General features: G+C 56.5%; 18 protein-coding genes and 2 tRNA genes. 19 read left to right on the top strand and 1 reads right to left on the bottom strand.

Going from position 1 to position 22,429, the window contains the following annotated elements:
• Window positions 1-252 precede the first annotated feature (252 nt).
• The 8 genes from grpE to ACKZ62_RS03775 all read left to right on the top strand — a co-directional run bounded on the left by grpE (window position 253) and on the right by ACKZ62_RS03775 (window position 10,721).
• Window positions 253-813 carry a nucleotide exchange factor GrpE gene (gene grpE / locus ACKZ62_RS03740; protein WP_017139264.1) on the top strand — a complete coding sequence of 187 codons (561 nt, stop codon included), beginning with the start codon at window positions 253-255 and terminating at the stop codon, window positions 811-813.
• 102 nt (window positions 814-915) lie between these two features.
• Complete coding sequence (gene dnaK / locus ACKZ62_RS03745; RefSeq protein WP_447096347.1) at window positions 916-2,832, top strand: molecular chaperone DnaK; 1,917 nt, start codon at window positions 916-918, stop codon at window positions 2,830-2,832.
• A gap of 318 nt (window positions 2,833-3,150) precedes the next feature.
• Window positions 3,151-4,275 carry a molecular chaperone DnaJ gene (gene dnaJ / locus ACKZ62_RS03750; protein ID WP_032884710.1) on the top strand — a complete coding sequence of 375 codons (1,125 nt, stop codon included), beginning with the start codon at window positions 3,151-3,153 and terminating at the stop codon, window positions 4,273-4,275.
• Window positions 4,276-4,285: 10 nt separating this feature from the next.
• Window positions 4,286-5,092, top strand: coding sequence for a 4-hydroxy-tetrahydrodipicolinate reductase (gene dapB, locus ACKZ62_RS03755; protein WP_032884711.1), 807 nt, complete (start codon window positions 4,286-4,288; stop codon window positions 5,090-5,092).
• 259 nt (window positions 5,093-5,351) lie between these two features.
• The gene (gene carA, locus ACKZ62_RS03760; protein ID WP_032884712.1) at window positions 5,352-6,488 is read left to right on the top strand and encodes a glutamine-hydrolyzing carbamoyl-phosphate synthase small subunit; all 1,137 of its coding nucleotides are present in this window, start codon (window positions 5,352-5,354) and stop codon (window positions 6,486-6,488) included.
• 105 nt (window positions 6,489-6,593) lie between these two features.
• Window positions 6,594-9,815 (top strand): carbamoyl-phosphate synthase large subunit, encoded by a 3,222-nt coding sequence (carB, locus tag ACKZ62_RS03765; RefSeq protein WP_032884713.1) that lies wholly within the window; start codon window positions 6,594-6,596, stop codon window positions 9,813-9,815.
• Window positions 9,812-10,288 (top strand): transcription elongation factor GreA, encoded by a 477-nt coding sequence (greA, locus tag ACKZ62_RS03770; protein WP_032884714.1) that lies wholly within the window; start codon window positions 9,812-9,814, stop codon window positions 10,286-10,288. Before carB ends, greA begins: the two co-directional genes overlap by 4 nt.
• Window positions 10,289-10,316: 28 nt before the next feature.
• Window positions 10,317-10,721 carry a hypothetical protein gene (locus ACKZ62_RS03775; protein WP_032884715.1) on the top strand — a complete coding sequence of 135 codons (405 nt, stop codon included), beginning with the start codon at window positions 10,317-10,319 and terminating at the stop codon, window positions 10,719-10,721.
• Window positions 10,722-10,729: 8 nt separating this feature from the next.
• On the opposite strand, the gene ACKZ62_RS03780 is transcribed toward ACKZ62_RS03775, so the two are convergent.
• A complete protein-coding gene (locus ACKZ62_RS03780) occupies window positions 10,730-11,038 on the bottom strand; it encodes a YhbY family RNA-binding protein (protein WP_017139256.1) in 309 nt (102 codons plus the stop codon).
• Window positions 11,039-11,143: 105 nt separating this feature from the next.
• On the opposite strand from ACKZ62_RS03780, the gene rlmE reads away from it, so the two are divergent.
• The 11 genes from rlmE to infB all read left to right on the top strand — a co-directional run bounded on the left by rlmE (window position 11,144) and on the right by infB (window position 22,291).
• Window positions 11,144-11,794, top strand: a complete 651-nt coding sequence (rlmE, locus tag ACKZ62_RS03785) for a 23S rRNA (uridine(2552)-2'-O)-methyltransferase RlmE (RefSeq protein ID WP_003235041.1) — start codon at window positions 11,144-11,146, stop codon at window positions 11,792-11,794.
• Between the two features lie 200 nt (window positions 11,795-11,994).
• Entirely contained in the window at window positions 11,995-13,905 is a 1,911-nt protein-coding gene (ftsH, locus tag ACKZ62_RS03790) for an ATP-dependent zinc metalloprotease FtsH (protein WP_027605365.1), read from the top strand.
• A gap of 8 nt (window positions 13,906-13,913) precedes the next feature.
• Window positions 13,914-14,765, top strand: a complete 852-nt coding sequence (gene folP, locus ACKZ62_RS03795) for a dihydropteroate synthase (RefSeq protein WP_032884716.1) — start codon at window positions 13,914-13,916, stop codon at window positions 14,763-14,765.
• 16 nt (window positions 14,766-14,781) lie between these two features.
• The gene (gene glmM / locus ACKZ62_RS03800) at window positions 14,782-16,119 is read left to right on the top strand and encodes a phosphoglucosamine mutase (RefSeq protein WP_032884717.1); all 1,338 of its coding nucleotides are present in this window, start codon (window positions 14,782-14,784) and stop codon (window positions 16,117-16,119) included.
• Window positions 16,120-16,185: 66 nt separating this feature from the next.
• The gene (gene tpiA, locus ACKZ62_RS03805; protein WP_447096348.1) at window positions 16,186-16,941 is read left to right on the top strand and encodes a triose-phosphate isomerase; all 756 of its coding nucleotides are present in this window, start codon (window positions 16,186-16,188) and stop codon (window positions 16,939-16,941) included.
• A gap of 4 nt (window positions 16,942-16,945) precedes the next feature.
• Complete coding sequence (gene secG / locus ACKZ62_RS03810; protein ID WP_010206600.1) at window positions 16,946-17,329, top strand: preprotein translocase subunit SecG; 384 nt, start codon at window positions 16,946-16,948, stop codon at window positions 17,327-17,329.
• 22 nt (window positions 17,330-17,351) lie between these two features.
• Window positions 17,352-17,437, top strand: a tRNA-Leu gene (locus tag ACKZ62_RS03815).
• Window positions 17,438-17,533: 96 nt separating this feature from the next.
• A tRNA-Met gene (locus tag ACKZ62_RS03820) sits at window positions 17,534-17,610 on the top strand.
• A 140-nt stretch (window positions 17,611-17,750) separates the two neighbouring features.
• A complete protein-coding gene (gene rimP, locus ACKZ62_RS03825; RefSeq protein ID WP_032884784.1) occupies window positions 17,751-18,209 on the top strand; it encodes a ribosome maturation factor RimP in 459 nt (152 codons plus the stop codon).
• 47 nt (window positions 18,210-18,256) lie between these two features.
• A complete protein-coding gene (gene nusA, locus ACKZ62_RS03830) occupies window positions 18,257-19,738 on the top strand; it encodes a transcription termination factor NusA (RefSeq protein ID WP_003212187.1) in 1,482 nt (493 codons plus the stop codon).
• 27 nt (window positions 19,739-19,765) lie between these two features.
• Window positions 19,766-22,291, top strand: coding sequence for a translation initiation factor IF-2 (gene infB, locus ACKZ62_RS03835; RefSeq protein ID WP_032884720.1), 2,526 nt, complete (start codon window positions 19,766-19,768; stop codon window positions 22,289-22,291).
• The last annotated feature ends 138 nt before the right edge of the window (window positions 22,292-22,429 follow it).

Here is a 22,429-nt window from a genome sequence, read left to right on the forward strand (position 1 = left end):
AGGCCGCTCCCAGGCTTTAGGTCTGGTTATTTATACAGTGTTTTGTTTGGGGCTGACAATCCTGATGCTTAGCTCGATTTGCTCGGTCGAGCAGGTTTTTTAGCGCAAAGAAGAATGGTGGTGCGGGAATTGATCTGTGGCAGGCGAAAGACTTTTGGTAACGCCTGCGCCCTTGAACCTGGAAATTGTGGCCCCATATACCGGAACAGAAGCGCGAGTTGAGTTCGCGCATGATTTTGAAAGGAGAAATCTATGGCTGACGAACAGACGCAGGATACGCAAACTCCAGACGCCAATTCGGCTGCCGGTGATGAACTGGCAACTCGTGTGCAAGTGCTCGAAGAGCAGTTGGCCGCTGCGCAGGATCAGTCGTTGCGTGTTGCCGCCGATCTGCAGAACGTCCGCCGCCGTGCCGAGCAGGATGTAGAAAAGGCTCACAAGTTCGCGTTGGAAAAATTCGCCAATGACTTGCTGCCGATCATCGACAGCCTGGAGCGTGGTCTTGAATTGTCTAATCCGGATGACGAAAACATCCGCCCGATGCGCGAAGGTATTGAGCTGACCTTGAAAATGTTTCAGGACACTCTGAAGCGTTATCAGCTCGAAGCCATCGATCCGCAAGGCGGCGAACCGTTCAATGCTGAGCATCACCAGGCTATGGCCATGCAGGAAAGCCATGATCTGGAACCTAATAGTGTGTTGAAAGTGTTCCAGAAGGGTTATCAGCTCAACGGCCGTCTGCTGCGTCCGGCAATGGTAGTGGTGAGCAAGGCTCCTGCACCGGTTGCACCTTCTATTGATGAGCAGGCTTGAAATCCGCCGCAAGGCCCCCATCTATAAGTCAAGCGTTTAAGTGCTACCGCAGTTAGCCACCACTGCTGCGGCAACCAAATTCAAGTTTCGGGAGAGTAAATCATGGGCAAAATTATCGGTATTGACCTGGGGACCACCAACTCCTGCGTCTCCGTGCTGGAAAACGGCGTAGCAAAAGTAATCGAAAACGCCGAAGGCGCGCGTACCACGCCGTCGATCATTGCTTACGCCAACGACGGTGAAATCCTGGTTGGTCAGTCGGCCAAGCGTCAGGCAGTGACTAACCCGCATAACACGCTGTACGCGGTAAAGCGTCTGATCGGTCGTAAGTTCGACGAAGAAGTCGTACAGAAAGACATCAAGATGGTTCCGTACAAAATCGCCAAGGCTGACAACGGTGACGCTTGGGTTGAAGTAAACGGCCAGAAAATGTCGCCGCCACAGATCTCGGCTGAAATCTTGAAAAAGATGAAGAAGACTGCCGAAGACTACCTGGGTGAGACAGTGACTGAAGCGGTGATCACCGTTCCGGCCTACTTCAACGACAGCCAGCGCCAGGCGACCAAAGACGCCGGCCGCATCGCGGGTCTGGACGTAAAACGTATCATCAACGAACCAACCGCAGCTGCTCTGGCTTACGGTATGGACAAGGCCAAAGGCGACCACACTGTGATCGTTTATGACCTGGGTGGCGGTACCTTTGACGTCTCCGTAATCGAAATTGCTGAAGTGGATGGCGAACACCAGTTCGAAGTGTTGGCTACTAACGGCGACACCTTCCTGGGTGGTGAGGACTTTGACATTCGTCTGATCGACTACCTCGTTGACGAATTCAAGAAAGAAAGTGGCATGAACCTCAAAGGTGACCCGCTGGCGATGCAGCGCCTGAAAGAGGCCGCTGAAAAAGCCAAGATTGAGCTGTCTTCCGCTCAGTCGACCGACGTTAACCTGCCGTACATCACGGCAGACGCTACCGGTCCTAAGCACTTGAACGTGAAGATCTCTCGCGCCAAGTTGGAAGCGCTGGTTGAAGATCTGGTTCAGCGCACTATCGAGCCTTGCCGCATCGCGCTGAAGGACTCCGGTATCGACGTTGGTGCTATCAACGATGTAATCCTGGTGGGCGGTCAGACCCGTATGCCACTGGTTCAGAAGTTGGTTACCGAGTTCTTCGGCAAAGAAGCACGTAAAGACGTAAACCCGGACGAAGCGGTTGCCATGGGTGCTGCCATCCAGGGCGCGGTATTGGCCGGTGACGTGAAAGACGTGTTGCTGCTGGACGTAAGTCCGCTGACCCTCGGTATCGAAACCATGGGTGGCGTGATGACTGCGCTGATCGAGAAAAACACTACGATTCCTACCAAGAAATCCCAAGTGTTCTCGACTGCCGATGACAACCAGGGTGCTGTGACCATTCACGTGCTGCAGGGTGAGCGTAAACAGGCTGCTCAGAACAAGTCCTTGGGCAAGTTTGATCTGGCTGAGATTCCACCAGCACCACGTGGCGTGCCACAAATTGAAGTGACCTTCGACATCGACGCCAACGGCATCCTGCACGTCGGCGCGAAAGACAAGGCTACCGGTAAAGAGCAGAAGATCACCATCAAGGCCAACTCCGGTCTGTCTGATGAAGAAATTCAACAGATGATTCGTGATGCTGAAGCCAATGCTGATGCGGATGCCAAGTTCGCAGAACTGGCTGGTGCCCGTAACCAGGGTGACGCACTGGTTCACTCGACGCGCAAAATGATCGCTGATGCTGGCGAGAAAGTGACCGTTGAAGAGAAGGCCGCAATTGAAGCCGCTGTAGTTGCGCTGGAAGCCGCTGTAAAAGGTGACGACAAGGCGGCTATCGATGCCAAGGTTGAGGAGCTGTCGAAAGTCTCCGCGCCAGTTGCTCAGAAGATGTACGCCGAACAAGGTCAGCCTGCTGACGCTGCTGCGCAACAGGCAGAGCCTGAAGCCAAGCACGACGACGTTGTCGATGCTGAGTTCGAAGAAGTTAAAGAGACCAAGTAAGTTGGTCGCCCGGTTGACCGCTATCAAGCGGTGACTGGTAGGATGTCGCCGCGCGGGAGCTTGCTCCCGCGTTGGCGTGTCTGGGGTATGTGAATTTTTACAGCATGCGACAACGCTCGAATGCTGGCGGTGTGATCGGGGATGCTCCTGCTTTCCGATCAATAAATACCGCGTTTTTGGCCGGGTCCCTGGCTAAAAAGTAGTAATGACCAGGATCGTTGAATTGACGTGAGTTGGGTCCGGGCCTGTATTGGGGCTCAACGAGTTTAGTCGGGCTCAGGAGGGTCTGGCTGAACGTCCTTAAGAGTGCAAAGACTTATGGCAAAGCGTGACTATTACGAAGTATTGGGTGTGGAGCGCGGCTCCAGCGAGGCGGACCTGAAAAAGGCTTACCGTCGCTTGGCGATGAAGCACCACCCGGACCGTAATCCGGATAGCAAAGAATCCGAAGAAATGTTCAAAGAGGCCAATGAGGCCTACGAATGTCTGTCTGATCCCAACAAGCGTGCAGCCTACGACCAGTATGGTCATGCGGGTGTCGACCCAAGTATGGGTGGTGGCGGTGCTGGTTTTGGTGGTCAGAACTTCTCCGATATTTTCGGTGACGTATTCAGTGACTTCTTTGGCGGTGGCCGGGGTGGTCAGCGTGGTGGCGCCCAGCGTGGTAGCGACTTGCGTTACACCCTGGAACTGAACCTGGAAGAGGCCGTGCGCGGCACCAGCGTCAATATTCGCGTACCGACGTTGGTTAACTGCAAGCCGTGCGATGGTTCGGGGGCTAAGAAAGGCTCTTCGCCGATTACCTGCCCAACCTGCGGCGGTATCGGCCAGGTTCGTATGCAGCAGGGCTTCTTCTCGGTGCAGCAGACCTGCCCGCGCTGCCATGGCCAAGGCAAGATCATTTCCGATCCGTGTGATTCGTGCCACGGTGAGGGGCGCGTCGAAGAGTACAAGACCCTCTCGGTGAAAGTGCCGGCTGGTGTTGATACTGGTGATCGTATTCGCCTTTCTGGCGAGGGGGAGGCCGGGACGCAGGGTGGACCAACGGGTGACTTGTACGTGGTGATCAATGTGCGCGAGCACTCGATCTTCCAGCGCGATGGTAAGCACCTGTTCTGCGAAGTGCCGATCAGCTTTGTCGATGCAGCCTTGGGTGGCGAGTTGGAGATTCCGACCCTCGATGGTCGAGTCAAGCTCAAGATTCCTGAGGGGACGCAGACCGGTAAACAGTTCCGCATCCGTGGCAAGGGCGTAGCGCCGGTGCGCGGTGGCGGTGCTGGCGACCTGATGTGTCGTGTTGCGGTGGAAACTCCCGTCAATCTGGGGCGCCGTCAGCGTGAACTGCTTGAAGAGTTCCGCAGTTCGTTGGAGGGCGATGACACCCATTCGCCGAAAACCACTGGCTTCTTCGAAGGCGTGAAGCGCTTCTTCGGCGACCTGTAAGGAAGTGAGTATGCGACGTATAGCCGTAATGGGCGCTGCCGGGCGCATGGGCAAGACGCTGGTCGAAGCAGTGCAGCAGCGTTCGCCGGCCTCTGGGCTGACGGCGGCGATTGTTCGCCCTGGCAGCACGTTGATTGGTGCGGATGCGGGTGAGTTGGCTTCGCTGGGGCGTATCGGTGTGTCGTTGTCCGGCAACCTGGAGCAGGTGGCTGACGAATTCGACGTGCTGATCGATTTCACGCTGCCGGAAGTGATGCTGAAAAATCTCGCATTCTGCCGTAAGGCGGGCAAGGCGATGGTGATCGGTACCACGGGTTTGACTGCCGAGCAGAAGCAGTTGTTGGTGGAGGCGGGCAAGGATATTCCTGTCGTCTTCGCTGCCAACTTCAGTGTTGGCGTGAACCTGTCGCTCAAGTTGCTGGATATGGCGGCGCGCGTGTTGGGTGATGAGGCGGATATCGAGATTATCGAAACGCATCACCGTCACAAGATCGATGCGCCGTCGGGTACAGCGCTACGCATGGGCGAAGCTATTGCTGATGCGCTGGGGCGTGACCTGTCTAAAGTGGCCGTTTACGGTCGTGAAGGCCATACCGGTGCGCGAGCGCGTGACACCATTGGCTTTGCGACCGTTCGCGGTGGTGATGTTGTGGGTGACCACACCGTGCTGTTCGCCACCGAGGGCGAGCGCCTGGAAATCACACACAAGGCTTCCAGTCGCATGACATTCGCCAAGGGGGCGGTGCGTGCTGCGCTCTGGTTGGAAGGTCGTGAGGCCGGTCTGTACGACATGCGCGATGTACTGGATCTGCACTAATCAGTAGCTAAAACGGGGTCTCAGGATTATCCTAAGGCCCCGTTTTTACCCGCTAAGCGACGTCCTGTCGCATTCTCCTGCCTTTAAGGCTCATTAGCGGTGGACCAAAAAAGCCTTTTTCTGTAAGCTACAGCTTTAGTGTGTCCACTAAAAGCGCGCAGAATAATTCAGTGAAGAAGCGGGGTGACGTGTCCATACGTCACTCCGCTTTTTTACAACCTGCGATCGCCCTTTCAGGCTTTATTTACGGGAGGTCTTCTTGACTAAGCCAGCCATACTCGCCCTTGCTGATGGCAGCATTTTTCGCGGCGAAGCCATTGGAGCCGACGGTCAAACCGTTGGAGAGGTGGTGTTTAACACCGCCATGACCGGCTATCAGGAAATCCTTACCGATCCTTCCTACGCCCAGCAAATCGTTACCCTGACCTATCCGCACATCGGCAATACCGGTACCACACCGGAAGACGTCGAGTCTGATCGTGTATGGTCGGCCGGCCTGGTCATTCGTGACCTGCCACTGGTTGCGAGCAACTGGCGTAACACGATGTCGCTGTCGGATTACCTGAAAGCCAATAACGTTGTGGCGATCGCCGGTATCGATACGCGTCGCCTCACACGCATCCTGCGTGAAAAAGGCTCGCAGAATGGCTGCATCATGGTCGGTGACAATATTTCCGAAGAAGCGGCGATTGCCGCGGCGCAAGGCTTCCCAGGCCTGAAAGGCATGGACCTGGCGAAAGTCGTCAGCACCAAGGAGCAGTACGAGTGGCGCTCTACGGTCTGGGACTTGAAGACCGATAGCCACGAGACCATCGACGCGGCTGACCTGCCTTATCACGTGGTCGCTTACGACTACGGCGTTAAATACAACATCCTGCGCATGCTGGTTGAGCGCGGTTGCCGCGTGACCGTTGTTCCTGCGCAAACCCCGGCCAGCGATGTTCTGGCCCTGCAACCGGACGGTGTGTTCTTGTCAAACGGCCCGGGTGACCCGGAGCCTTGCGACTATGCCATCCAGGCCATCAAGGAAGTGCTGGAAACAGAGATTCCGGTATTCGGTATCTGCCTAGGCCACCAGCTGTTGGCGTTGGCCTCCGGTGCCAAGACTCTGAAAATGGGTCATGGCCATCACGGTGCCAACCACCCTGTGCAGGACTTGGATACAGGCGTTGTGATGATCACCAGTCAGAACCACGGGTTTGCGGTGGATGAAGCGACCTTGCCGGGCAACGTCCGGGCAATTCACAAGTCGCTGTTCGACGGTTCCCTTCAAGGCATCGAACGTACCGACAAAAGCGCGTTCAGCTTCCAGGGCCACCCTGAAGCCAGCCCGGGCCCGAACGACGTAGCGCCGCTGTTCGACCGTTTCATTAATGAGATGGCCAAGCGACGCTGACTGAGCGGCCTGCGGGCGGCCCCGAAACCCGGTGGCCCCCGCAGGTTCTTCAAAGATTGTTCAAGACGGCTTGCCGATTGACCTGCGGATTTGAGTGACAAACCCATGCCAAAACGTACAGACATAAAAAGCATCCTGATTCTCGGCGCTGGCCCGATCGTAATCGGCCAGGCTTGCGAATTCGACTACTCCGGCGCCCAGGCTTGCAAGGCCCTGCGCGAAGAGGGCTACCGCGTCATCCTGGTGAACTCCAACCCGGCCACGATCATGACCGACCCGGACATGGCTGACGCTACCTACATCGAGCCGATCAAATGGCAAACTGTTGCCAAGATCATCGAGAAGGAGCGTCCGGACGCCCTGTTGCCAACCATGGGTGGCCAGACCGCTCTGAACTGTGCTCTGGACCTGGAGCGCGAAGGCGTCCTGGAAAAATTCGGCGTAGAGATGATCGGCGCCAATGCGGACACCATCGACAAGGCCGAAGACCGTTCGCGTTTCGACAAGGCCATGAAATCCATCGGCCTGGCGTGCCCCCGTTCCGGCATCGCCCACAGTATGGAAGAGGCCTATGCGGTCCTGGAAACCCTCGGTTTCCCGTGCATCATTCGTCCGTCCTTTACCATGGGCGGCACCGGTGGCGGCATCGCCTACAACCGTGAAGAGTTCGAAGAAATCTGCGCTCGTGGTCTGGACCTGTCTCCGACCAAAGAGCTGCTGATCGACGAATCCCTGATCGGCTGGAAAGAATATGAGATGGAGGTTGTCCGCGATAAGAAGGACAACTGCATCATCGTCTGCTCCATCGAAAACTTCGATCCGATGGGCGTGCACACCGGTGACTCGATCACTGTTGCTCCTGCACAAACCCTGACGGACAAGGAATATCAGATCCTGCGTAATGCCTCCCTGGCGGTATTGCGTGAGATCGGTGTGGAAACCGGCGGTTCCAACGTCCAGTTCGGCATCTGCCCGGACACCGGTCGTATGGTCGTGATCGAGATGAACCCGCGTGTTTCCCGTTCGTCGGCCCTTGCCTCTAAAGCTACCGGCTTCCCGATTGCGAAGGTCGCGGCCAAGCTGGCTGTGGGTTACACCCTGGACGAGTTGTCGAACGACATCACCGGCGGCAAGACCCCTGCGTCCTTCGAGCCGTCCATCGACTACGTAGTGACCAAGCTTCCACGTTTTGCCTTTGAGAAATTCGCCAAGGCTGACGCGCGTCTGACCACTCAGATGAAGTCGGTCGGCGAAGTTATGGCCATCGGCCGTACGTTCCAGGAGTCCTTGCAGAAAGCTCTGCGTGGTCTGGAAGTGGGGGTTTGCGGCCTCGACGAGAAGCTCGACCTGAGCAACCCGGAAAGCATGAGCGTGCTCAAGCGTGAGCTGACTGTGCCGGGCGCCGAGCGTATCTGGTACGTCGCTGACGCCTTCCGTGCCGGTATGACTGTCGAAGACATCTTCGGCATGAACATGATCGACCCATGGTTCTTGGTACAGATCGAAGATCTGATCAAGGAAGAAGAGAAGGTCAAGACCCTGGGGCTGGCTAGCATCGACCGCGACATGATGTTCCGCCTCAAGCGCAAAGGCTTCTCCGATCAACGCCTGGCCAAACTGCTGGGTGTGACCGAGAAGAACCTGCGCACGCATCGCCATAAGTTGGACATCTTCCCTGTCTACAAGCGCGTTGATACCTGTGCGGCCGAGTTCTCCACCGATACCGCGTACCTTTACTCCACCTACGAGGAAGAGTGCGAGGCTGCGCCGTCGGGTCGTGACAAGATCATGATCCTGGGCGGCGGTCCTAACCGTATCGGCCAAGGCATCGAGTTCGACTACTGCTGTGTGCACGCTGCGCTCGCTCTGCGCGCCGACGGGTACGAGACCATCATGGTCAACTGCAACCCGGAAACTGTTTCCACCGACTACGACACCTCTGATCGCCTGTACTTCGAGCCAGTGACACTGGAAGACGTGCTGGAAATCGTGCGCGTTGAGAAGCCGAAAGGCGTGATCGTGCAGTATGGCGGCCAAACCCCGCTTAAACTGGCGCGTGCGCTTGAGGCTGCTGGAGTGCCGATTATCGGTACCAGCCCGGACGCTATCGATCGCGCTGAAGACCGTGAACGCTTCCAGCAAATGGTTGAGCGCCTTAACCTGCGTCAGCCGCCAAACGCTACCGTGCGCAGCGAAGATGAAGCCATCCGTGCAGCCAGCAAGATCGGCTATCCGCTGGTGGTGCGTCCTTCCTATGTGTTGGGCGGTCGGGCGATGGAAATCGTCTACGAAGAGGACGAGCTCAAGCGTTACTTGCGTGATGCGGTGAAAGTGTCCAATGACAGCCCGGTGCTGCTGGACCACTTCCTCAACTGCGCCATCGAAATGGACGTGGATGCGGTTTGTGACGGCACCGACGTGGTGATCGGCGCGATCATGCAGCACATCGAGCAGGCAGGCGTTCACTCCGGTGACTCCGCATGCTCGCTGCCGCCATATTCGTTGCCGCTGCACATCCAAGATGAGATGCGCGAGCAGGTCAAGAAAATGGCCCTTGAGTTGGGTGTTGTCGGCCTGATGAACGTTCAGTTGGCGCTGCAAGGCGAAGACATCTACGTCATTGAGGTTAACCCACGTGCTTCGCGTACCGTACCGTTTGTATCCAAGTGCATCGGTGTGTCCCTGGCCATGATCGCTGCCCGTGTGATGGCCGGTAAGACCCTGAAGGAAATCGGCTTCACCAAGGAAATCATTCCGAACTTCTATAGCGTGAAAGAGGCGGTGTTCCCATTCGCCAAATTCCCTGGTGTGGACCCAATCCTGGGCCCAGAGATGAAGTCCACCGGTGAAGTGATGGGCGTGGGCGATACCTTCGGTGAAGCATTTGCCAAAGCTCAGATGGGCGCCAGTGAAGTGCTACCGACCGGCGGAACTGCGTTTATCAGTGTGCGTGATGACGACAAACCACTGGTTGCGGGCGTTGCCCGTGATCTGATCAGCTTGGGCTTTGAAGTAGTTGCCACAGCAGGTACCGCCAAGCTGATCGAAGCGGCAGGCCTGAAGGTGAGACGCGTAAACAAGGTGACGGAAGGCCGTCCGCACGTGGTCGACATGATCAAGAATGACGAAGTTACTCTGATCATCAACACCACCGAAGGTCGTCAGTCGATCGCGGATTCCTACTCTATTCGCCGTAATGCCTTGCAGCACAAGATCTACTGCACCACCACCATTGCTGCTGGCGAAGCTATCTGTGAAGCGCTCAAGTTCGGTCCGGAAAAGACCGTGCGCCGCTTGCAGGATCTACACGCAGGATTGAAGGCATGATCAAATACCCAATGACCGTCCAGGGCGCAAAGGCCCTGGAAGAGGAGCACGCCCATCTGACCAAGGTCGTACGTCCTAAGTTGAGCCAGGACATCGGTACGGCCCGCGAGCTGGGTGACTTGAAGGAAAACGCTGAATACCACGCTGCTCGCGAGCAGCAAGGTATGGTCGAGGCGCGGATCCGTGACATCGAAGGGCGCATGCAGAATGCGGTCATCATCGATGTCACGACCATTCCGAAAACCGGCAAGGTGATTTTCGGCACGACCGTGGAAATCGCTAACGTCGAGACGGACGAAAGCGTGGTCTATCACATCGTTGGCGAAGACGAAGCTGATTTCAAACTCGGCAAGATCTCTGTCGGTTCGCCGCTGGCCCGCGCCTTGATTGCCAAGGAAGAGGGTGATGTGGTCGCTGTAAAAACACCTGGTGGCGTGATCGAGTACGAGATTGTTGAAGTTCGTCACGTCTGAAAGGCGGCGCCCGCTTCGTGCGGGCGCCATGCTTTGGCAGCTCTCCCAGATGCTTTGGGTGGGTGGCCTGTGGTTGCTGCACATTGGTGTACTCCCGGTGCTGGGCCTTATTGGCCTGGCTCCGCTGTTGATCGATGAGATCGATGGATTACTGAGTGCGTTGCTGGTGGGTTTTGCAGCGGCGTGCGTGACCCTTCAGGCATTGGTGCTGGTCAAGGCTGAGGGTTTTGTGAGTTTGTGGCGGGATATTCGCGGCCAACTGCTGTTGATGGCGCTGTATGCGTGTGCAATGTATTGCATCGTGCATGTTTGGCTGCCGGAAGCGTTGCGCTGGCAGCTATTCAGCTATCTTGTGCTAGGGTTCTCCGGCTTGGTGTTGGTAGTACAGCCCGCGCCAGGATGGAGTGGCAGGGCGCGCAAAGCACGCCCGTGACCCTTGTGTCATTTGAAGCGATGAACGTTCGACAGTTGCTTGTTGACGCTGAAGTTCTTGCGATACAGCAGCGCCATCTTGCCGATGACCTGAACCAGGTCCGCTTTGCCAACCTTGCACAGTTCTGCAATGGCGGCCAGGCGCGCTTCGCGGTCAAGGATGTTGACCTTGATCTTGATCAGTTCGTGATCGCCCAATGCGCGTTCAAGTTCGGCTAACACACCCTCAGTCAAACCGTTGTCTGCCACAATCAGAACTGGTTTCAGATGGTGGCCAATGGATTTGTACTGTTTCTTCTGCTCTTGAGTGAGCGGCATAATCTGACCCCTGCGTCTGATCTTGTAAAAAGCGGCGGCCAGTTTACCCGAGCGAGTCCGGGACCGCCCAGTTAATCACGACCCGTTTTATTTTCGAGGTGGCCCGTGGCCCGTTCCAAAACTAGCCTTAAGTGGCTGCAAGAGCATTTCAACGATCCTTACGTCAAAAAGGCGCAGAAGGACGGCTACCGTTCGCGGGCCAGTTACAAGCTCCTGGAGATCCAGGACAAGGACAAATTGATTCGTCCGGGCATGAGCGTGATTGATCTTGGCGCGGCGCCGGGTGGCTGGTCTCAAGTGACCAGTCGTCTGATTGGTGGCCAGGGAAGATTGATCGCGTCCGACATCCTTGAGATGGATAGCATCCCGGATGTGACCTTTGTGCACGGCGACTTCACCCAGGACTCGGTATTGGCCGAGATTCTGGAGGCCGTGGGAAATTCGCAGGTAGACCTTGTGATTTCCGACATGGCCCCCAATATGAGTGGATTACCGGCCGTCGATATGCCGCGGGCCATGTTCCTCTGTGAATTGGCACTGGATTTGGCGGGCCGGGTGTTGCGTCCGGGCGGTGATTTCCTTGTGAAAGTCTTCCAGGGCGAAGGTTTTGACGAGTATCACAAGAACATTCGCAAGCTGTTCGACAAGGTGCAGACGCGAAAGCCGGACTCTTCCCGGGACCGGTCTCGCGAGCAATATCTGCTGTGCCGCGGGTTCCGCGGGGTTGAAGGTGCGGCGAGCGAAGAGCGTTTTTGATTTATTCGAGGAGGGCGATAGGTTTTTTTATGTCGCTTTCGTCACGAAGCTTTACGAATATTATGTAGTCAAAGTTTCACAAAGGGTTACAGACGGCGCCTGCCAGAGTTGTAGGTAATGTAGTAAGTTAGGCCGGTGAATATCATGCGAAGCGCGCGCCAGTAGCGGAGCTTGCTTCAGAGGGTAGTTAATTGAACGATATGGCAAAGAATCTGATCCTGTGGTTGATCATCGCGGCTGTCCTCGTGACGGTGATGAACAACTTCTCCAGTCCTAACGAGCCGCAGACCCTCAACTATTCCGACTTCATCCAGCAAGTTAAGGATGGCAAGGTCGAGCGCGTAGCGGTTGATGGCTACGTGATCACCGGCAAACGCAACGATGGCGATAGCTTCAAGACCATTCGTCCGGCAATCCAGGACAACGGTCTGATCGGTGACCTGGTGGATAACCACGTGGTTGTCGAAGGCAAGCAGCCTGAGCAGCAGAGCATTTGGACTCAACTCCTGGTGGCAAGCTTCCCGATCCTGGTGATCATTGCCGTGTTCATGTTCTTCATGCGCCAGATGCAGGGCGGTGCGGGGGGCAAGGGCGGGCCGATGAGCTTCGGCAAGAGCAAGGCGCGCCTGCTCTCTGAGGATCAGGTGAAGACCACCCTGGCTGACGTAGCAGGTTGCGATGAGGCGAAGGAAGAAGTCGGCGAGTTGGTGGAGTTCTTGCGCGATCCAGGCAAATTTCAGCGCCTGGGTGGTCGTATTCCTCGCGGCGTGCTGATGGTCGGCCCTCCAGGTACCGGTAAAACCTTGCTGGCCAAGGCTATTGCTGGCGAAGCCAAGGTGCCGTTCTTCACGATTTCCGGTTCTGACTTCGTTGAAATGTTCGTTGGTGTCGGCGCCAGCCGCGTTCGCGATATGTTTGAACAGGCCAAGAAGCACGCGCCATGCATCATCTTTATCGATGAAATCGACGCCGTTGGTCGCCATCGTGGGGCCGGCATGGGTGGTGGCCACGATGAGCGTGAGCAGACTCTCAACCAGCTGCTGGTCGAGATGGATGGTTTTGAGATGAATGACGGCATCATCGTGATAGCCGCAACCAACCGTCCAGACGTGCTTGACCCTGCACTGCTTCGTCCGGGTCGCTTCGACCGTCAGGTTGTTGTTGGTCTGCCGGACATTCGTGGTCGTGAACAGATTCTGAAAGTGCACATGCGCAAAGTCCCAATGGGTGACGACGTAGCTCCGGCTGTGATTGCCCGTGGTACTCCAGGCTTCTCCGGTGCTGACTTGGCCAACCTGGTGAACGAGGCTTCGCTGTTTGCGGCCCGTACCGGCAAGCGCATTGTTGAAATGAAAGAGTTCGAACTGGCGAAAGATAAGATCATGATGGGCGCTGAGCGCAAATCCATGGTCATGTCCGAAAAAGAGAAGCAGAACACTGCTTATCACGAAGCGGGTCACGCCATTGTGGGGCGTGTCGTGCCTGAGCATGATCCAGTCTACAAAGTGTCGATCATTCCTCGTGGTCGCGCCTTGGGTGTCACCATGTTCCTGCCGGAGGAGGATCGTTACAGTCTCTCCAAGCGTGCGCTGATCAGTCAGATCTGCTCGCTGTACGGCGGTCGAATCGCTGAAGAGATGACATTGGGCTTCGACGGTGTGACCACTGGGGCTTCCAACGACATCATGCGCGCCAGTCAGATTGCGCGAAACATGGTGACCAAGTGGGGTTTGTCGGAAAAGCTCGGTCCATTGATGTACGCCGAGGAAGAAGGTGAAGTATTCCTGGGGCGTGGCGGCGGTGGTCAAAACGCCAGTTTCTCGGGTGAGACAGCCAAGCTGATTGACTCTGAGGTGCGCAGTATCATTGACCAGTGCTATGGCACGGCCAAACAAATCCTGACCGATAATCGCGACAAGCTCGATGCAATGGCTGATGCATTGATGAAGTACGAGACCATCGATGCAGACCAGATCGACGACATTATGGCCGGTCGTGCACCTCGTGAGCCTCGTGATTGGGAAGGTGGTTCGGGTACTTCGGGCACCCCGCCTGTGGTTCAGAACGAGCGCCCTGAAACCCCAATCGGTGGCCCGGCAGCTGACCACTAAGGTTTGAAATGACTTTTGCTTCGTCCTCCCCCCGGTTGCCTTGCGGCAACCGGGTTCTTGATTTGGCCCATACACATGTTATGGGCATTCTTAATGTAACCCCTGACTCCTTTTCCGATGGTGGCCGCTTCAGCCAACTTGATGCTGCACTGCGTCACGCAGAGGCCATGGTGGCGGCCGGCGCGACCTTGATTGATGTTGGTGGTGAATCGACTCGGCCTGGTGCTCGCGTTGTTTCTCCTCTGGAGGAGTTGGAGCGCGTGGCGCCGATTGTCGAGCGCATCGCTCGAGAGTTGGATGTGATTATTTCGGTTGATACTTCCACCCCAGCCGTGATGCGTGAGACTGCGCGATTAGGTGCCGGCTTGATCAACGATGTGCGGTCCCTGCAGCGCGACGGCGCTCTGGATGCAGCTGCGGCTACCGGTTTGCCGGTGTGTTTGATGCATATGCTGGGTGAGCCCGGCAATATGCAGGACAGTCCGCACTATGATGACCTGGTTGGTGAGGTGAGTGGTTTTCTCTCAGAACGCGTTGCCCAATGCGCTGCGGTAGGTATTGCGCCGGAAAGGATCATCCTTGATCCGGGGTTTGGTTTCGCCAAGACCCTGCAACACAATTTAAGTTTGTTCAAACACATGGAGTCCTTGCATGCCCTTGGTCGGCCCCTGTTGGTCGGTGTATCGCGCAAGAGCATGATAGGGCTGGCATTGAGCCGTCCGGTGGGTGAGCGGTTGTATGGTGGCCTCGCACTGGCGGCACTTGCAGTGACCAAAGGCGCACGCATCTTGCGTGTGCATGACGTTGCAGAAACCGTGGATGTGGTGCGCATGATTGCCGCTGTAGAATCTGCCGAATAAGAATGATGGAGCACTTATGACAAAAAAATACTTTGGCACCGACGGGATCCGTGGTCGGGTCGGCGAGTTTCCGATTACTCCAGATTTCATGCTCAAGCTGGGTTGGGCGGCAGGCATGGCGTTCCGCAGCATGGGCGCATGCCGCATCCTGGTGGGCAAGGACACCCGGATTTCCGGGTACATGTTTGAGTCTGCGCTAGAGGCTGGCTTGTCCGCCGCAGGTGCTGATGTGATGTTGCTGGGCCCGATGCCGACTCCGGCGATCGCTTACCTGACGCGTACGTTTCACGCTGAAGCAGGTATTGTGATCAGCGCCTCGCACAACCCTCATGACGACAATGGCATCAAGTTTTTCTCGGGGCAGGGCACCAAATTGCCGGACGAGATTGAGTTGATGATCGAAGAGCTGTTGGATGCGCCGATGACCGTGGTCGAGTCCAGCAAGCTGGGCAAGGTGTCGCGCATCAATGACGCATCCGGTCGTTATATCGAGTTCTGCAAGAGCAGTGTGCCAACCAGTACCAACTTTGCCGGCCTGAAGGTTGTCGTCGACTGCGCCCATGGTGCGACCTACAAAGTCGCGCCAAGCGTATTTAAGGAGCTGGGCGCAGACGTGACTGTGCTGTCGGCTCAGCCCAACGGACTGAACATCAACGAGAACTGCGGCTCGACCCATATGGAGCAGCTGCAAGCTGCTGTCCTGGCCGAGCATGCCGACCTCGGTATTGCCTTCGACGGTGACGGCGACCGCGTGCTGATGGTTGACCACACGGGTGCCGTGGTCGATGGCGATGATCTGTTGTTTATCATTGCCCGCGACCTGCATGAGCGCAACAAGCTGCAAGGCGGTGTCGTCGGTACGCTGATGAGCAATCTTGGGCTTGAGCTTGCGTTGGCAGACCTGGGTATTCCTTTTGTTCGCGCCAATGTCGGTGACCGATATGTGATCGCCGAGCTGCTGGAGCGTAACTGGCAGGTAGGTGGTGAGAACTCCGGGCACGTGGTGTGCTTCCAGCACACCACCACCGGTGACGCGATTATTGCTGCGTTGCAGGTGCTATTGGCTTTGCGTCGCCGCGAAGAGAGCCTGGCTCAGGCTCGTCAGGCTTTGCGCAAATGCCCGCAAGTATTGCTTAACGTGCGTTTCGCAGGTGGAGAAAACCCGATCGACCACCCTGCTGTCAAAGAGGCTTGCGAGCGCGCGACCCTGGCAATGGCTGGTCGTGGACGGGTATTGCTACGCAAGTCCGGCACAGAGCCTTTGGTGCGCGTTATGGTCGAAGGTGACGATGAAATACAGGTTCGCGGCCACGCCGAAGACCTGGCAAAACTGGTAACTGAAGTTTGCGCCTGAATTCGGCTTGCCAGTGATGATGTGGTTGGGTAACATCTGCGCCCACTTTGACCGACGAGGTACAGCATGCGTCGCACTATGGTAGCTGGTAACTGGAAGATGCACGGTACCCGCGCCAGTGTCGCTGAGCTGATAAATGGCCTTCGTCACTTGGCCTTGCCTAGCGGTGTTGACATCGCGGTGTTCCCGCCTTGCTTGCATATCACCCAAGTGGTTGATGGCTTGAAAGGTAAGTCGATTCAGGTCGGCTCGCAGAATTCTGCGGTGGAAGCCATGCAAGGTGCGTTGACCGGTGAGATTGCACCGAGTCAGCTGGTTGATGCGGGTTGTTCCTATGTGCTTGTTGGGCACTCCGAGCGCCGTCAGATGATGGGCGAGCGTGATGGAACACTCAATCGCAAGTTTGCAGCTGCACAGGCTTGTGGCTTGATTCCGGTGCTGTGTATTGGGGAGACCCTTGAGCAGCGTGAATCTGGCAAGACTCTTGAGGTTGTCTCGCGTCAGCTTGGCAGCATCATCGAGGAGCTGGGTGTTGGTGCGTTCGCAAAGGCGGTAATTTCTTACGAGCCGGTCTGGGCCATTGGCACCGGGCTGACTGCTACACCGCAACAGGCGCAGGATGTGCACGCAGCCATCCGTGCGCAGTTAGCGGCAGAGAATTCTGAAATCGCACAAGGTGTGCGGCTTCTATACGGCGGCAGCGTGAAGGCGGCCAATGCGGTCGAACTGTTCGGCATGCCGGATATCGATGGGGGGCTCATTGGTGGAGCTTCCCTGAATGCAGATGAGTTCGGTGCGATTTGTCGCGCCGCGGGAAACTGAAAAAATGCTGGAAACAGTCGTAGTCGTTTTTCATCTGTTGGCAGCCCTGGGCGTAGTTGCCCTGGTTTTGTTGCAGCAGGGTAAAGGTGCGGATGCTGGTGCGTCTTTTGGTGCAGGTGCTTCAAATACTGTATTCGGAAGCCAAGGTTCCTCTACCTTTCTTAGTAAGTTTACTGCTATACTTGCCGCCGGTTTCTTCATAACCAGCTTAGGGTTAGGTTACTTTGCTAAAGAGAAAGCTCATGTGCTGACTCAAGTAGGTTTGCCAAACCCAGCAGTGTTGGAAGTACCAAAAGCAAAACCGGCTTCTGATGATGTCCCGGTGCTTCAAGAGCAAAAGTCGGCTACTCCAGCGACTGACGTACCTCCAGCTCAAGAGCAGAAGTAAGAAGGGTTGTAAGCGCTGTATTGCCGAGGTGGTGGAATTGGTAGACACGCAACCTTGAGGTGGTTGTGCCCATAGGGTGTAGGGGTTCGAGTCCCCTTCTCGGTACCAATTATCAGGAGAGCCCGCTGTTGCGGGCTTTCTTGTAGGTGGAAGGTTACATTGACCCTGTAAGGGATCGGTCGTATACTTCCGCCCCAGCTTTGTCGCGGGGTGGAGCAGTCTGGTAGCTCGTCGGGCTCATAACCCGAAGGTCGTCGGTTCAAATCCGGCCCCCGCAACCAGTTTTAGCGGAGCCCCTTTTAAGGGGCTTTTTGTTAGCTGGACACTTTCAACGCCGCTGTTCGACGGCGTTTCAAGGATGGGCGTTTCGCCCATTTTTTTATTTTGCACAGCATGCACATACATGCACGAGGGGGTTCAGGTGTCGAGCAAGCTAGAAGAGTTGCAGGCCTTGTTGGCCCCGGTGGTCGTGGCCCTAGGCTATGAATGCTGGGGTGTTGAGTTTTCGGCTCAAGGTCGCCACTCAATGTTGCGCGTTTATATCGATAAAGAGGGCGGTGTGCTGGTGGACGATTGTGCCATTGTCAGCCGTCAGATCAGCGGTGTGCTGGATGTTGAAGATCCAATTTCCGTTGAATACACCCTCGAAGTTTCCTCGCCAGGCATGGAACGCCCACTGTTCACTATTGATCAGTTTGCAAAATTTGCCGGTGAACAAGTGAAGATCAAGCTGCGATCTCCTTTTGAAGGACGACGCAACTTTCAGGGCCTTCTGCGCGGTGTAGAAGAACAGGATGTCGTGGTGCAGGTAGAAGACCATGAGTTCCTGTTGCCGATCGATATGATCGACAAGGCCAACATTATTCCCAGTTTTGACTGAGACGCGGATCCCGCGGATCCAATGGCTTGCGAAAGGCGAGGCGTACGATGAGCAAAGAAGTACTGCTGGTTGTTGAGTCGGTATCCAATGAAAAGGGCGTACCGGCAAACGTGATTTTTGAAGCGCTGGAGTTGGCTCTGGCCACTGCTACCAAAAAGCGTTTTGAAGACGAAGTTGATCTGCGTGTGGAAATTAACCGCCACACCGGTGCCTATGAGACTTTCCGTCGCTGGACGGTCGTCGAAGAAGCCGACCTTGATGATCCGGCCATCGAAACCTGGCCAAGCAAGGTTGCCGAAACGCACCCAGGCGCCCAGGTTGGTGATGTCGTCGAAGAAAAGATCGAGTCCATCGAGTTCGGCCGCATTGCTGCACAGACCGCCAAGCAGGTCATCGTGCAGAAGGTTCGTGAAGCCGAGCGCGCTCAAGTCGTTGACGCCTATCGCGAGCGGCTGGGAGAAATTATCTCCGGCACCGTGAAAAAAGTTACCCGCGACAATGTGATCGTCGATCTGGGCAACAACGCCGAAGCGTTGCTGGCCCGCGAAGACATCATCTCTCGCGAAACCTTCCGTGTCGGCGTGCGTTTGCGTGCGCTGCTCAAGGAAATCCGCACCGAGAACCGTGGCCCTCAGTTGATCCTGTCGCGTACCGCGCCGGAAATGCTGATCGAGCTGTTCCGTATCGAAGTGCCGGAAATCGCCGAAGGCCTGATCGAAGTCATGGCTGCGTCCCGCGACCCGGGTTCGCGCGCCAAGATCGCGGTCCGTTCCAAGGACAAACGCATCGACCCGCAAGGCGCTTGCATCGGTATGCGCGGTTCGCGCGTCCAGGCAGTGTCGGGCGAATTGGGCGGTGAGCGTGTGGACATCGTCCTGTGGGACGATAACCCGGCGCAGTTCGTGATCAACGCCATGTCGCCTGCTGAAGTGGCGGCAATTATCGTTGACGAAGATGCCCATGCAATGGACATCGCCGTTGGCGCAGACAATCTGGCTCAGGCCATTGGTCGTGGTGGTCAGAACGTGCGTCTGGCCAGCCAATTGACCGGCTGGACCCTGAACGTGATGACCGAATCGGACATCCAGGCTAAGCAGCAAGCTGAAACCGGTGACATCCTGCGCAACTTCATTGACGAGTTGGAAGTCGACGAAGACCTGGCACAGGTGCTGGTAGATGAAGGCTTCACCAGCCTGGAAGAGATTGCCTACGTACCGTTGGAAGAAATGCTCAACATCGACGGCTTTGACGAAGACACCGTCAACGAGCTTCGCGCTCGGGCCAAGGATCGTTTGTTGACTAAAGCCATCGCTACTGAGGAAAAGCTGGCAGACGCCCATCCGGCCGAAGACCTACTCTCGCTTGAGGGTATGGACAAGGATTTGGCGATGGAACTGGCGGTGCGCGGCGTAATTACCCGCGAAGACCTGGCCGAGCAGTCTATTGACGATCTGCTCGACATCGACGGCATTGACGATGATCGTGCCGGCAAGTTGATCATGGCCGCCCGAGCCCATTGGTTCGAGTAATTAGGCGCGGCCTGAGGAGAGAAGTGCATGACGCAAGTCACGGTGAAACAACTGGCCGATGAGGTCAAAACACCGGTAGAGCGCCTGTTGCAGCAGATGCGTGAGGCAGGTCTGCCGCACACCGCCGCCGATGAAGGTGTGAGCGATAGTGAGAAGCAGTCTTTGCTGACTCACTTGAAGAGCAGCCACAAGGCGAAAGTGGAAGAACCGCGCAAGATTACATTGCAGCGCAAAACCACCAGCACCCTGCGTGTTGCTGGTAGCAAGAGCATCAGCGTTGAAGTACGCAAGAAGAAAGTCTTCGTACAGCGCAGCCCGGAAGAAATTGAAGCCGAGCGCAAGCGTGAACTGGATGAACGTCGCGCAGTAGATAATGCTGCTCGTCAGAAGGCTGAAGAAGAATCCAAGCGTCGCGCCGAAGAAGAAGCGCGTCGCCAGCCTGCTGCTGCGCAAACTGCTTCGGCTGATGCGGTCGCCGCGCCTAGCGCTCCTGTGGAAGCTGTGCGCGAGGCCGCTCCGGTTGCCGCTGCACCAGCACCTGCTGCTGATGCCCGTAAGCGTGAGGAACCTCGTCGTCCGGACAAACCACGTGCCGACGATAACAATCGTCGCGGTGGTGGTGGCGATGGCGAGCGCAAAAACGCTCCGCATCGTGCTTCGGTCAAAGAGAAAGCGCCTGCTCCACGCGTTGCTCCACGTACTACCGACGAAGAGAGCGATGGCTTCCGTCGCGGTGGTCGCGGCAAGGCCAAGCTGAAGAAGCGCAACGCCCACGGTTTCCAGAGCCCAACCGGTCCTGTCGTGCGTGATGTGCAGATTGGCGAGACCATCACTGTTGGCGATCTTGCCAATCAGATGTCGGTCAAGGCTGCTGAAATCATCAAGTTCATGTTCAAACTGGGTACTCCAGCGACCATCAACCAGGTGCTTGATCAGGAAACTGCTCAACTGGTAGCCGAAGAACTGGGCCACAAAGTGACCCTGGTCAGCGACACCGCCCTGGAAGATTCCCTGGCAGAGTCCCTGAAGTTTGAAGGTGAGACGTTCTCCCGTGCGCCAGTTGTGACCGTAATGGGTCACGTTGACCATGGTAAGACTTCGCTACTCGACTACATTCGTCGTGCCAAGGTAGCTGCTGGCGAAGCCGGTGGTATCACTCAGCACATCGGTGCGTACCACGTTGAAACCGAGCGCGGCATGGTCACCTTCCTCGACACCCCAGGTCACGCCGCGTTTACCGCAATGCGTGCCCGTGGTGCCAAGGCGACTGATATCGTGATCCTGGTAGTTGCAGCGGACGACGGCGTGATGCCGCAGACCATTGAAGCTGTCCAGCACGCCAAGGCCGCTGGTGTTCCACTGGTTGTTGCTGTGAACAAGATCGATAAGCCGGGCGCCGATCTCGATCGCATCCGCAGCGAACTGTCGGTTCACGGTGTGACCTCTGAAGAGTGGGGCGGTGATACGCCATTCGTTTCGGTTTCGGCGAAAGTCGGTACTGGCGTGGACGAACTGCTCGAAGCGGTCCTGCTGCAAGCTGAAGTACTCGAACTGAAAGCAACTCCATCGGCCCCAGGTCGTGGCGTTGTGGTTGAATCGCGTCTCGACAAAGGTCGTGGCCCGGTTGCGACCGTGCTGGTTCAAGACGGTACCCTGCGCCAAGGCGATATGGTGCTGGTCGGTTCGAACTATGGCCGTGTACGTGCCATGCTCGACGAGAACGGCAAGCCAATCAAAGAAGCGGGTCCTTCCATCCCTGTCGAGATCCTCGGCCTGGATGGTACCCCGGACGCTGGCGACGAGATGAGCGTGCTGTCCGACGAGAAGAAAGCCCGTGAAGTGGCTCTGTTCCGTCAAGGCAAGTTCCGTGAAGTCAAACTGGCTCGCGCTCACGCTGGCAAGCTGGAAAACATCTTCGAGAACATGGGCCAGGCAGAGAAGAAGACGCTTAATATCGTCCTTAAATCTGACGTTCGTGGTTCTCTCGAAGCGTTGAACGGCGCCTTGAATGGCCTGGGTAACGATGAAGTGCAAGTGCGTGTTGTCGGTGGCGGTGTCGGTGGTATCACCGAATCCGACGCCAACCTGGCACTGGCTTCCAACGCTGTACTGTTCGGTTTCAACGTGCGTGCTGATGCTGGCGCACGGAAGATCGTCGAGCAGGAAGGCCTGGACATGCGTTACTACAACGTCATCTACGACATCATCGAAGACGTCAAGAAAGCCCTTACCGGGATGCTTGGCAGTGACGTTCGGGAGAATATCCTGGGTATCGCCGAGGTACGTGACGTGTTCCGTTCGCCGAAATTCGGCGCGATCGCCGGTTGCATGGTTGTCGAAGGCACTGTGTACCGTAACCGTCCAATCCGTGTACTGCGTGAAGACATCGTTATCTTCGAAGGCGAGCTGGAATCCCTGCGCCGCTTCAAGGATGACGCTTCTGAAGTACGTGCCGGCATGGAATGCGGTATTGGCGTCAAGAGCTACAACGACGTCAAGGCTGGCGACAAGATCGAAGTCTACGAGAAGGTTCAGGTTGCTCGCAGCCTCTAACTCGCGCACTTCCGGAGCCACGCCGCGTGTGGGCATGCAAATGCCTCGCGCAGCGTACGGACTCTAAACGCAACGCCCGGTCTGGCTTTTGTCAGGCCGGGCGTTTGCCGCTTTCAGACCCCATGGGTTTCACCGTGT

The sequence above is a fragment of the Pseudomonas sivasensis genome (assembly GCF_052938085.1).

Coding starts and splice junctions, on each gene's coding strand:
- grpE (WP_017139264.1), top strand. CDS start 253: ATGGCTGACGAACAGACGCAGGATACGCAAACTCCAGACGCCAATTCG.
- dnaK (WP_447096347.1), top strand. CDS start 916: ATGGGCAAAATTATCGGTATTGACCTGGGGACCACCAACTCCTGCGTC.
- dnaJ (WP_032884710.1), top strand. CDS start 3,151: ATGGCAAAGCGTGACTATTACGAAGTATTGGGTGTGGAGCGCGGCTCC.
- dapB (WP_032884711.1), top strand. CDS start 4,286: ATGCGACGTATAGCCGTAATGGGCGCTGCCGGGCGCATGGGCAAGACG.
- carB (WP_032884713.1), top strand. CDS start 6,594: ATGCCAAAACGTACAGACATAAAAAGCATCCTGATTCTCGGCGCTGGC.
- greA (WP_032884714.1), top strand. CDS start 9,812: ATGATCAAATACCCAATGACCGTCCAGGGCGCAAAGGCCCTGGAAGAG.
- ACKZ62_RS03775 (WP_032884715.1), top strand. CDS start 10,317: ATGCTTTGGCAGCTCTCCCAGATGCTTTGGGTGGGTGGCCTGTGGTTG.
- ACKZ62_RS03780 (WP_017139256.1), bottom strand. CDS start 11,038: ATGCCGCTCACTCAAGAGCAGAAGAAACAGTACAAATCCATTGGCCAC.
- ftsH (WP_027605365.1), top strand. CDS start 11,995: ATGGCAAAGAATCTGATCCTGTGGTTGATCATCGCGGCTGTCCTCGTG.
- folP (WP_032884716.1), top strand. CDS start 13,914: ATGACTTTTGCTTCGTCCTCCCCCCGGTTGCCTTGCGGCAACCGGGTT.
- glmM (WP_032884717.1), top strand. CDS start 14,782: ATGACAAAAAAATACTTTGGCACCGACGGGATCCGTGGTCGGGTCGGC.
- tpiA (WP_447096348.1), top strand. CDS start 16,186: ATGCGTCGCACTATGGTAGCTGGTAACTGGAAGATGCACGGTACCCGC.
- secG (WP_010206600.1), top strand. CDS start 16,946: ATGCTGGAAACAGTCGTAGTCGTTTTTCATCTGTTGGCAGCCCTGGGC.
- nusA (WP_003212187.1), top strand. CDS start 18,257: ATGAGCAAAGAAGTACTGCTGGTTGTTGAGTCGGTATCCAATGAAAAG.
- infB (WP_032884720.1), top strand. CDS start 19,766: ATGACGCAAGTCACGGTGAAACAACTGGCCGATGAGGTCAAAACACCG.